The 11,433-nt window shown below is 68.2% G+C and carries 8 protein-coding genes; 6 read left to right on the top strand and 2 right to left on the bottom strand.

All coding sequences use genetic code 11. From position 1 onward, the window contains the following. Positions 1-14 precede the first annotated feature (14 nt). The 3 genes from QWL29_RS00180 (at position 15) to QWL29_RS00170 (ending at position 4,348) form a co-directional block, all read left to right on the top strand. Positions 15-2,612: a CHAT domain-containing tetratricopeptide repeat protein gene (locus QWL29_RS00180; RefSeq protein ID WP_305820867.1), complete on the top strand. Its 2,598-nt coding sequence runs from the start codon at positions 15-17 to the stop codon at positions 2,610-2,612. 168 nt (positions 2,613-2,780) lie between these two features. After that, the gene (locus QWL29_RS00175) at positions 2,781-3,533 is read left to right on the top strand and encodes a hypothetical protein (RefSeq protein ID WP_305820866.1); all 753 of its coding nucleotides are present in this window, start codon (positions 2,781-2,783) and stop codon (positions 3,531-3,533) included. An 89-nt stretch (positions 3,534-3,622) separates the two neighbouring features. Next, on the top strand, positions 3,623-4,348 hold the full coding sequence (locus QWL29_RS00170; RefSeq protein ID WP_305820865.1) for a DUF4189 domain-containing protein: 726 nt from the start codon (positions 3,623-3,625) through the stop codon (positions 4,346-4,348). Between the two features lie 13 nt (positions 4,349-4,361). Here the strand turns inward: QWL29_RS00170 and QWL29_RS00165 are convergent, their stop codons facing one another. After that, the gene (locus QWL29_RS00165) at positions 4,362-5,216 is read right to left on the bottom strand and encodes a phasin family protein (protein ID WP_305820864.1); all 855 of its coding nucleotides are present in this window, start codon (positions 5,214-5,216) and stop codon (positions 4,362-4,364) included. A 211-nt stretch (positions 5,217-5,427) separates the two neighbouring features. On the opposite strand from QWL29_RS00165, the gene QWL29_RS00160 reads away from it, so the two are divergent. The 3 genes from QWL29_RS00160 to QWL29_RS00150 all read left to right on the top strand — a co-directional run bounded on the left by QWL29_RS00160 (position 5,428) and on the right by QWL29_RS00150 (position 8,369). Next, positions 5,428-6,702 carry an amidohydrolase family protein gene (locus QWL29_RS00160; RefSeq protein ID WP_305820863.1) on the top strand — a complete coding sequence of 425 codons (1,275 nt, stop codon included), beginning with the start codon at positions 5,428-5,430 and terminating at the stop codon, positions 6,700-6,702. A 65-nt stretch (positions 6,703-6,767) separates the two neighbouring features. Further along, positions 6,768-7,292 (top strand): GNAT family N-acetyltransferase, encoded by a 525-nt coding sequence (locus QWL29_RS00155; protein WP_305820862.1) that lies wholly within the window; start codon positions 6,768-6,770, stop codon positions 7,290-7,292. Between the two features lie 108 nt (positions 7,293-7,400). Next, positions 7,401-8,369: a diacylglycerol/lipid kinase family protein gene (locus QWL29_RS00150; RefSeq protein WP_305820861.1), complete on the top strand. Its 969-nt coding sequence runs from the start codon at positions 7,401-7,403 to the stop codon at positions 8,367-8,369. Between the two features lie 135 nt (positions 8,370-8,504). Here the strand turns inward: QWL29_RS00150 and QWL29_RS00145 are convergent, their stop codons facing one another. Continuing rightward, positions 8,505-11,423 (bottom strand): MGH1-like glycoside hydrolase domain-containing protein, encoded by a 2,919-nt coding sequence (locus QWL29_RS00145; protein WP_305820860.1) that lies wholly within the window; start codon positions 11,421-11,423, stop codon positions 8,505-8,507. Positions 11,424-11,433 lie beyond the last annotated feature (10 nt).

The following is an 11,433-nucleotide window of genomic DNA, read 5'->3' as shown; positions in this document are numbered from 1 at the left end:
TTCGTACACAGCTGTTGGCCAGCCTGCTCCTTGGATTGGCCACCATTCCGCCGGCCCATGCCCAGCTCGACCTGCTGCGCCGCGTGCTGCCGCCTGCGGCCCTGGCAGGGGAGGGCCAAGGAAACCCGCGCCGTATCGACGCCCTGGCGGCCATCGCGCGCCAGGCCGGCGCCGGCAACCTCCCCGAGGCGCTGCGCCTGGCCGAGGCCCTGGTCGAGCAGGACCGCCTGCCTGCGGCGCAGTCGCCGCGTTCGCCCGCCGCCGGCTTGCTGGTGCAATCGGCCACGATGGCGGCGCAGCTGCACGAACGCGCCGGAAACGATGCGCGGGCCCTCGCGCTGTACCGGCAGGCACTGAAGGCGGGAATGCCGATGACGGGCGGGTTGGTCGGCAGGCAATGGAACCAGTACGCGAAGGTTGCCGAACTCCAGTCCAAAACCGGCGACTTTGCCGGCGCGATCACGACCTGGCAGGCGATGCTGAACGCACCGGACAGCGCAACGCCGTTCATGCGCTCGCTGCGCTTCCAGGCGTACGCTGGCCTGGGACGCGCGGCGCTCGAATCGGGAGATGCCGCCCTGGCGGAAACGAATTTGCTGCAGGCGATCGCCGAGGATCCCGCGATCGTTGGTGCAGCACGAGGCGGCGCGCCGGGCGCGCATGGCTACTTCGAAGCACAGGCGACCTTGGGCGCCGCCTTCGGGCGCGTCGAAGAAATGCTGGCGGGCATGGCGGGCGAGCGCGCCATCATGCATGCGAACGGCGAACTCGGCGCCGTGGGCAGGCAGTCCGGGGAGGGCGGGGTACTGGCCGTGGAGGGGCCGCTGACCGACCTGGCGCGCCTGTACCACGGCCGGCGCGACGCCGCTGCGCTCAGGCGTCTTTACCAGGGCAGTTTCAGTGATTATGCGGCGCGCACGGCGCGCGTCGATACCGGCGGCCTGGGGCCATCGGCCCAGCTGGAACGGCAATACGCACGCTTCGGCGCCTATCTCGCGGGTGTGGGCGAGGCAGGGCTCGCCCAGGAGGCGTTCGCGCACGCGCTGCGCCTGAACGCCGCCCGGCTGGCCGCCACCGCGGCCCAGCTGCCGCCGGAGCTGCTGGCAGGTTCGTTCGCGATGCGGCGCCAGATCCTCGATCTCGTCCTGTCGCTGCGCCTGGCCCAGGGCGACGGTGCACAGCGCTGGCGCGGCACGCTGGGCGACCTGTTGCAAAGCAAGGGGCTGCAGAGCGACTTCATGGCGCGCCGTGCGCGTGCCATCGGGCTGTCGGCCGATCCGGAAGTGCGCAGCCTGGCGGCGGCCATGGAGAAAGTGGACCTGTCCGGCGGCGCCGCGCACCTTGCGCAGCGCGGCCGGCTGGCCCAGGCGCTGCAGGCCAGGATCGCCAGGTCCTTGCCGCCGCTGTCGTTCGAGGACGGCGCGCGCTTCCTGGCACAGGTCGAGCAGCACTTGGGCGACGAGACCCTGGTCTCGATTTCCGCCTATACCCGTTTCGACTTCGCCAGCCAGCAGTTCGGCGCACGGCATTACCTGGGCGCCCGGGCTGGGCGTGGTCAGCTCCAGGTTGCCGACCTCGGCACGACCGCCGCGCTCGACGCCCTCGGCGGGCGCCTGCGTGCCGACCTGGCGCACCCGCCGAGCAAGGGCGCCGCAACGGCGGTTCCGGCGTCGGCCCGGGCCATCCACGATGCGCTGCTCAAACCCCTGTTCGGCACGCGCGGCGCGCGTGGCAGCCATGTGGCCGATCTCGACGGCGGCGTCGCGCTGCTGCCCCTCGAAGCCCTGGCGGACGGCCGTGGCCGCTACCTGATCGACGATAGCGAATGGCGTTACGTCAGCTCGGCCCGGACCCTGCTGCAGGACGGCGCGGCGCCGGCGCATTCCGGCAAATCGGTCGTGCTGGCCGATCCGGCTTACGACCTGCAGGACGCCGCGGCGGCAGTCGGCGCGCCGGGGCGCGGCGCCGTCTCCGGCGGGCGGCGCTTTGCGCGCCTGCCCCAGGCGGCGGGCGAGGGCGGCGCCGTGGCCGCGGCCTTGCGCCGCACGAGCGGCGAGGTGACGCTCCACACCGGTGCGGCGGCGACCGTGGAGGCCCTGATGGGGCTGCACTCGCCGCGTTACCTGCATGTCGTCACGCATGGTTTCTTTGACGAGGAAGCGGGCGTGCTGCGTGAGGAGGTAGATGGAAACGATGGCCAGCGCTACATCGTCGACAGCAATGTATCCGGGCGCAGCAGCGGGCTGGCCCTGGCCGGCGCCAACCGCGATGCCACAGGCATCCTTTACGCCGCCCAGTTGCGCCAGGCCGACCTGACAGGCACCGAACTCGCCGTGCTGTCCGCCTGCGACACGTCGGTTGGCGCGGTGCGTCCCGGCGAAGGCGTCGACAGCCTGCGCCAGGCGCTCGAAATCGCCGGGGCACGCAGCATGGTGACGTCGCTGTGGGCGGTGCCCGACCTGGAAACGCGCACGATGATGAGCGACTTCTACGATGCCCTGGCGACAGGCGCGGCCAAGCCGGCCGCACTCCGGAGCGCCAAGCTGCGCATCCGGCAGCGCCAGGCGCATCCCTTCTACTGGGCCGCGTTCGTCGTCACCGGTGCGCGCTGAGCACCGCCGGCGCTGAAATGGCCGCACTTCGATAGGGAAAATTCGACAAACGGCACGCGAATGGTCGCGGTTCGCGGGGGGCCGCGATACGGATAATGCATCCATCCCTGCTGTCGGGGCAAGGCGGCCGGCGCCGCCGGCCCGGCACCCTATCTTTTTGGAGTCATCATGTCATCTCTCATTATTGTTGCATTGGCCGCGATGGCGGCCGGGCTGGTGTTGGCCGCACTGGCCCTGAAATCCATGCGGCGCCTGGCCGCCGGTCCGGCGTCGACGCTGCGCAAGCTGGTGGCCTGGCCGTTCGCGGCATGCGTGCTGCTGCTGGGCCTCGTCATGCTGGCCACCGCCGCGCGGACCCTGCTGCCGGGCTCGTGGGACGGCACGGCATACTGGGGTGGCCCGGTCCTGTGCTGCGTGGCGCTCACGGCGGGGGCGGCGCTGTGGATCGCTTCCCGGACTGCGCGCACGGTGGCGCCGTCCCCGGCGCCTGAACAAGGCAGCGCGGCGCTTCTCCGTCCAGGCCAGCCTGGTTCGCCGGCGCCGGCCACGGCCCTGCCTTACCCGAGCGTGGAAGCCGGGCTGGCAGCGTTCCGCGCACGCCGCATGGCCTCGGCCAAGGCGCAATCCGTCTTCGTCCTGCTGTTCGCCGTGCCGCTCGCGCTGTACTGCGCGGTTGCCGAAGGCTGGGTGCCGTGCGCCATCTCCCTGCTGGTCACGCTGCTCATCATTAACCAATGCTATGCCAGCGTGGGCAGCGTCAGCGAGGCCGAGTACCGCACGCTGCCCGGTTCGACGGACGCCGCAGGCCGGCACCGCTGCGTACATTGCGGGCGGCGCGGCATTTTCCGGCGTGGCGCCTACGCCTCGAATGCGACATGGAGCGATTGCAGCAGCTGCCGCACGCACCTGTTCGTCGAATGATGCAGGCACAGCACTTCGCCAGATAAACAATCGTGGCAATGCGCGCATGCGAGCGCATCACGTATCGATCAACAACAACGGGAGTTCAAATGAAACGACTTACGCTGCAGGCCATCGTCTTGCTCTTCTTTACCTTCATGCTGCCGCACTCGGCGATGGCCGGCTATGGCGCCGTCGCGGTTTCGGACAAGGAGGGGGACAAGTGGGCCTGGGCAGTCCGTCCGACGCAAAAAGAGGCGGAACGCACGGCCATGAAGCTGTGTAACGAAAGTACGTCGAAAAAAGATTGTGCCTTATGGCGCATGAAGGCAATCGCGGAAACGATCGACAATGGTACCGTCAACTTCATATTCAGCAGGGATGGCGCAGCCGACGTAAAACGCAAGGCACGCGCGGCCTGTGGCGCAGCTTGCAAGATCGAGGTCATGACCAATCCCGGCTTCTATTCCTATGCCGAAGCGGAAAAGGACGTGAATGGCCAAACCTATGGTTATCTCGCATACGGGATCGAGGCCGGCGATCAGGCCGACAAGACGGCATTGGCGGGATGCGGCAGGAAAGGCGGCAAGAACTGCGCCGTTACCCGCTGGGGTGTCATTCCGGGCCGTATCAAGACTGCCCAGGCGCCTGCTCCCGCGCTGACGGCAAAACCGGGAAATTGCCGTCCTACCACGGCGCACCTGCGCTGCGAGTCGCAATGCGCCAACGGCGCCTGTGTCGTCACGTATGAAAACGGTTGCCGCATGCAGGTCCAGGTCCAGCCTCGCTTCGACGGTTTTACCAACCAGTGGGTGTATCCGGCGCCAAGCTGCTGACAGCGGCCGGCGTTCAGTTACCGCCGGAACCCTTCTTGCGGCCACGCCCGCTGCGGATCTCGGTGACCTTCGGCGCGCCGTTCGATGGCGCGACGATTGGCGGCGTCGCATCAACTGGCTCCACCTTCGGCAGCTCGATCTCGACGTCGACGTCGACCGGCACGCTGGCGGCAACCGGATGCGGCGGCGCCAGCGGGATGTCGAGGATGTCGCTGGTGGCCCTGGCGATCGGGGTCGGCTCGACCGGCGGAACGATGTCGGACGTGACGATCAGGTCGGGGACGAAGGGGCTGTAGACGATGTCGGCGGCCGATACCGAGACTGGCGTAGCCGCGGTAGCCGCGGTAGCCGACACGGTATCCAGCGCGCCAGGCTCGCCCAAGGAGCTGGTATCTGGCGCGACCAGGGTTTCAGCCGCGGCGTCGACGATGGTCTCGCTTGCCGCCACTCCCTCCTGCAGGCGTTCCGCTACCGGTTCAGCGACCGACTCAGCCACCGATTCAGCAAATGCGAGCGGCGCGGCCAGGACCGGCGCGCTCGCTGCCGCTTCCACCGAATACGCCTGCAAGGCCGCGCCGCGCAGGCCGGCGGCGATGTTGAACAGCTCGTGGCCGTAGTCGAACAGGGTGCGCAGCTGGCGCTGCGACTGGGCGCCGATGGTCAGGAGGTCGCGCGGATCGCGCACGGTAAACAACTGGCGCACGGTGTGCGAGGAATGCTCGGCGGTGGCGCGCGACAGCTCGAGGTTCAGGGCCAGGACGCGGCTGGTGCGGTCGAGCACCCCGTCGCCCACGCTGCGCAGGAAGGCGAACTGGCGGTCGATCTGGGTCTGGCGTGCTGCTTGGAACTGTTCTGGAAGTGAAGTCATCGGTATTCCTTATCGTTCGGTTATGGCGCACTGCAACATCCGATCAGTGTAGACCTGATGCAGAGTGTTGGAAAGCACAATCTGCCTCAGCCGGCTCGTTGTCGTATCCATACAATCTTGCACTGCAGCACTGTTACAAAGTGACACGCGAATGTCGTTTGCCTGAGCAGGGAAATGGCTACAATGATTTCGACCAGACTGAGGAGTGGACATGGACTTTGTTGTGCGCAATGCCAGCCTGCCGGACGGACGCACCGGCATCGATATCGCCGTGCAGGACGGCCGCATCGCCGCCCTCGGCCCGGCGCTGGGCGTGCAGGGCGCGCGCGAGATCGATGCCGGAGGCGACCTGGCCAGCCCGCCTTTTGTCGACGCCCATTTCCACATGGACTCTACCCTCAGCTACGGCATGCCGCGCGTCAACGCATCCGGCACGCTGCTGGAAGGCATCGCGCTGTGGGGCGAACTGAAACCGCAGCTGGTCCAGGACGCCCTGGTCGAGCGCGCGCTGCAGTATTCCGACTGGGCCGTGGCGCGCGGGCTGCTGGCGATCCGCACCCATGTCGACGTCTGCGACGAGCGCCTGCTGGCGGTCGAGGCCCTGCTCGAAGTGAAGCGCCGCGTCGCGCCTTACATCGATTTGCAACTGGTCGCCTTTCCCCAGGACGGCCTGCTGCGCAGCCCTGGCGCCTTCGACAACCTGAAGCGCGCGATCGGCATGGGCGTGGACGTGGTCGGCGGCATTCCCCACTTCGAGCGCACCATGGCGCAGGGCGCCGAGTCGGTGCGCCTGCTGTGCGAATTCGCGGCCGGACAGGGCCTGCGCGTGGACATGCATTGCGACGAGACCGACGATCCGCTGTCGCGCCACATCGAGACCCTGGCGTATGAAACCTGGCGCCTCGGTATGCAGGGCAGGGTGGCCGGCTCGCACCTGACGTCGATGCACTCGATGGACAATTATTACGTGAGCAAGCTGCTGCCGCTGATGCGCGAATCCGGCGTGGCGGCGATCGCCAACCCGCTCATCAACATCACCCTGCAGGGCCGCCACGACACCTACCCGAAGCGGCGCGGCATGACCCGCGTGCCCGAGTTGCTGGCTGCCGGCATCGACGTCGCCTTCGGCCACGACTGCGTGATGGACCCATGGTATGGCCTGGGTTCCGGCGACATGCTGGAAGTGGCGCACATGGGCCTGCATGTGGCCCAGATGACCGGGCAGGACGCCATGCGCGCCTGTTTCGAGGCCGTCACCAGTACCCCGGCGCGCATCCTCGGCCTGGAAGGCTATGGCCTCGAGCCGGGCTGCCATGCCGACTTCGTGCTGCTCGACGCCGCCACGCCGGTGGAAGCGATCCGCCTGCGCGCCGCGCGCCGGCTCGTGGTGCGGCGCGGCAAGGTTGTAGCTGAAGCGCCGCCCGCGCGCCCGGTCCTGCACCTGCCCGGGCGGCCCGCGAGCGTCGACTTTCGAATCGGACGCTGAACCGGCGGGAGCCGGTGCTAGAATCCCCAGCCCATGTGGTTTTTGATAAGTTTCCCAGACGATACGTGAAAGATATCCAGATCCGCCCCGCCACCAGCGCCGATTTCGACGCGATGTGGACCATCTTCAGCGCCCACACCGCTGCGGGAGAGACCTATCCCTTTGCCGCAGATACCTCGCGCGAAGCCGCGCATGCCTACTGGATGGGCGCCAACGTCACCGCGCGCGTGGCCGTCCTCGGGGCGCGCGTGCTTGGCATGTACCGGGTGGTGCCGAACCAGCTGGGGCGCGGCCACCATGTGGCGAACGCTTCCTACATGGTCAGCCCCACGGCGCAGGGCGTGGGCGTGGGCCGCCTGCTGGGCCAGGACAGCCTGGACGAGGCGCGGCGCCAGGGCTATCTCGCGATGCAGTTCAACTACGTGGTCAGCACCAACACCGCCGCCGTCATGCTCTGGAAAAAGCTCGGCTTCTCGATCGTCGGCACGCTGCCGAAAGCCTTCCGCCACCAGCGCCTGGGCTATGTCGATGCCTACGTGATGTACCAATTATTACAGGACCCGGACCACTGGCCGACGACGGACGAATAGGCGTGTTCGAGCACCGCTTCGCACTCTGTGCGGTGCAGCACGGACGAGCCATGGCGCGGTGATACGATGAAGAGGTCAACCTGACTCTTTTATCGAAAGTTGCACTCCATGCCGAACCTTGAGCCAGACAAGAACGCTGCCTTCTACGTGGTGCTCAACGCCGGCTCCGGTCATTCCGAGACCGAGCTGCGCTGCTCGACCATCCGCGACGTGCTGGGCGAGGCCGGCCGCACCTGCCATCTCGAGATCGTCGAAGACGCCGCCAACCTGGCCGAGACCGCGCGCAAGATGGCGCAGCAGGCCAAGGACAACAATGGCGTGCTGGTGGCGGCCGGCGGCGACGGCACCATCAACACCGTGGCGCACCAGGCGGTATTGCAGGGCTGCGTGTTCGGCGTGCTGCCGCAGGGGACCTTCAATTACTTCGGCCGCACCCACGGCATTCCCGAAGACCTGGCCGAGGCGGTGCGCTCGCTGCTGACCTCCACCGTGCAGCCGGTGCAGGTGGGCATGCTGAACGACCGCATCTTCCTGGTGAACGCCAGCGTCGGCCTGTATCCGGCCCTGCTCGAAGCGCGCGAGCACGACAAGCAGCAGTACGGGCGCAGCCGCGTGGTGGCCATCCTGTCGGCCCTGAAGACCGCGCTCGGCCGGCACCGCGCGCTGCGCATCGCCCTCGAGACCGAGGGCCACACGCGCAAACTGCGCACCCCCACGCTCTTCGTCGGCAACAACCGCCTGCAGATGGAGCAGGTCGGCATGGGGCCCCTGAAATCGGCGCTGGAAGACGGCGAACTGGCGGCCATCGCACCGCGCCGCGTCGGCAAGCTGGGCATGCTTGGCCTGCTGCTGCGCGGCGCCCTGGGCCGCCTGGGCGAGGCCGAAAACGTGATCGCCTTCTCCTTCAAGCGCCTCACCGTCAAGCACGCCCGCCTGTCGCCGCGGCGCACCGTGAAGGTCGCCACCGACGGCGAAGTGATGCGCATGAAGATGCCCCTCGAATTCCGCGTGCTCGAAGGCCGCCTGGCCCTGCTCAAGCCCCCGCACGCCGCAGCCGATTCGCGCGACGCCGCCTAAATTTTCCCACGAACAGCCAGAATTAAACAACGGGGGTCAAGTCTGCCATCGAGACACGAGCCCGGCTGTAGAAGCCGGTATATGTGAGTTAAGGCAGAGCTCGTGTCCGGATGGCAGACTTGACCCCCGTTGTTTTTATTCCACGCGCTGCAGGCGGATGCCGAAGATGTCGACGCGGTTCCATGGTCCCGCAGTGCCGCCGGCGCCGCTGAAGCTGGCGTTGCTTTCCAGGTAGCTCATGTTGTAGAAGTCGCTCAGGCGCAGGGTGTAGGCGCCGGGCTGCAGTCTGGCCGCGAGTGGCGTCGACAGCACCGTCGGCGTGTTCGTCTTGTCGAACTTCGCGTGCGGCAGCTGGACCACGCCTTGCGCCACCGTCTTGCCCTGGGCATCCACGACCGCCAGCCACTTCACGCCATTGCTGATGCCCAGGTTGATCTGGTTGGCGCCGTTGTGATAGCGGACCTGCACGCGGTAGTCGCCCGGCTCCCCGATCTTGACGTCGCGTACTTCGAAGCGGTCGGCCGGCTGGCCCCAGTCGGCCAGGCGCGCTGCGGCGTAGCGGCCGGCGGCAGGCGTCAGCTTCACGCTGGCCTGCACGCGCGGATCGGTGACCGGGATTTCGACCGCCGGCGCCACGCAGCGCGGCACGCTGTGGTGGCTGCGGTTGCCGGATGCGCTGAACTGCGCCTCGACCGCATAGCAGGCGTTCGGCGCCGGTTCGCGGTCGCGCCAGGCGCCGGCCGGCACCCGGGCCGCCACCAGCTTGCCGTCGCGGTAGACGTTGTAGACGGTGGCGGCGCTTTCATTACCATCGCTGCCGATCTGCAGCCGCGCGCGCCCGTCGACGTCGCGTTCCAGCGACGCGATGCGCGGCTCGCGCGGCGCGAACACGGCGGGCGATTCCACGTAGGGATCAGCGTTTACGCGACGGATCGTGCTGTCGCCGCCGGCCAGTGCGCCGAGGCGGATCTCGATCATGTCGCCGTCGCGCAGCGCCGCCCACGGGATGGTGGCCGCGGACGGCCGGCCGTTGTGCAGGATCGATGCGACCTGGTAGTAGCCCTTGCCGCCGCTTGCCTTTGGCAGCAGCAGGCGCACGCCGATGCGCTGGCCGCGCAGGCGCAGGTTGTGCAGCGTGGCCTGGTCGCTGTCCCTGAAGGTTTCGCGGCGCAGTGTCGCCGTGACGAAAGGCGCCAGCGTGATGCCGTCGTCGCCGGCGGACACGCCGAATACGTTCTCGACCACCATGCCGATATAGGCGCCGACCGACCACAACTGGCGGCGCGAATTGATCACCGGCCCGATCAGCTCGGGATGCTGCTCGTCGAGCAGCAGCGGCTGGCCGGACAGCCACTCCAGGTTTTCCATGTTCGAGATGTTCACGGCCGCGCCGCGCATCAGCGACGCGTAGGCGGCATCGGCCACGCTGGCATTCTTGCCCCGCACCGCCGCCTTCAGGCCGTAGCCGGTGACGAACGGCCACATCGCGCGGTTGTGGTAGACCGGCGTACCCTGCTGCTGGGGCCAGATCACGGGCGGCCCCATCGGGCCATGCGGATAGCGCGCCAGGATGCTGCGCGTCTGCGCTTCGTCGGCGATGCCGGTGACGATCGCCAGCGACTGCCCCAGCCAGTCGAACTTGTGCATGGCGGCGGCGTCGAAGTGGGCGGCGGTGAGGCTGCTGTACATGCCGGCGTCGGCCAGCCAGAGCCGGGCGTTGACGGCCCGTTTCAGTTCACCTGCCCAGCCTTCGTAACGCGCGGCGCGCGCCGTGTCTCCCTGTTCGCGCGCCAGCTTCGCCGCCAGGCACAGGGCCTGGTAGTGCGTGGCGTTCGTCGACACCGACTTGGCGCTCGCCATCGAGGCCAGGTCGTCGACGATCCAGCTGGCGTAGCTGTTTTCGCGCCAGTCGAGGAAGCTTTGCTCGCCGGTGTACAGCCCGTTCTGCGGGTCGAAGGCGGCGACGCGGTCGATCTCGATGGTGTTCGACAGCGCCTTCAGGGCTTTGCCTGCAAAGGCCTGGCGTTCGGCCGGGGGCAGGGTGCGCAGCACTTCCTCGGCCGCAAAGGCCCAGGTCATGCGGTCGGTGCTGACCGGCCAGCTGCCGCCGCTGCCGGTGTCCTGCACGATCTGCAGGCCGTCGGCCGAGCCGGGCACCTGCGGCGCCTTCGACACGCCGGCACGGTAGCCGGCCAGCTTGAAGTCCAGCGAATTGCGCACGCGCTGCGGGTCGAGCAGGGCCAGGCCGAGGTCGGCCGCGTAGGACAGGTCGCGCGTCCACACGTAATGCCATTTCTCGCCGGTCTCGAAGCAGTCGCAGGGAATCGCCGCGCCGGCATTGTAGTTGCCGTCGCGGATAGCGCTGACGGCATCCTGAGCCATCTCGCTTCCCGCCAGCGCGAACAGGGCGTCGAAGGCGAGGTTGCCGCTGCGGGTGTAGGGGCGGTCGGCGCTCTCGGCATAGGTGGCGTGCTGCGGCACCGGGTCGCGCGGCTGCATCGTGCTCGAATGCGTGTAGCTGCGCAGCCGGGCTTGCGGATCAAGCAGCGAAAAGCGCGTCGTCTCGGCCTTGCCGTCCCAGGTCGGCCAGGCCAGCGTCGCCACCCGCGCGCGGCCGGCGTGCGGATCGGGCTGCGGCGCCGCAGCCGGGGTTTCCAGGCGCGTCACGGTCAATCGGGGCGCTTGCGGATTGCGCGCGTCGAGCGTGAAGCGGTAGGTGCCGGTGCTGCGCACGAACAGGGTCGCCTCGGGGCCGGCCTGGGTCTCGAGCGGCAGCGTGGCGCCGGGTTTGACGGCGACGCTCTTGCCGGCATCCGGCACCCATTCCTGCTTCCACTCCTTGTCGCCGATCTTGAAGCCGTGGTTGCCATGGCTGACCAGGATGTCGGCCTGGTAGATACCGCCGCCCTGGTGCGGCAAGGGGTTGTCGACGCCCCAGGCGTTGAAGCCGCCGCGCACAAAGAATGCCTGGCGCAGCGGTCCCGGGTCGGCTGCGACAGCTGCGGCGGTGTTGACAACAAGCGCTGCACCCAGCAGCCATCGGGAAGAAATCATCGGTACTCCT

It is taken from the genome of Massilia brevitalea (assembly GCF_030711405.1).
Taxonomy (GTDB): domain Bacteria; phylum Pseudomonadota; class Gammaproteobacteria; order Burkholderiales; family Burkholderiaceae_D; genus Telluria; species Telluria brevitalea.
The sequence above is the reverse complement of the archived record's forward strand: the minus strand, read 5'-3'. Positions and strand labels throughout refer to the sequence as shown.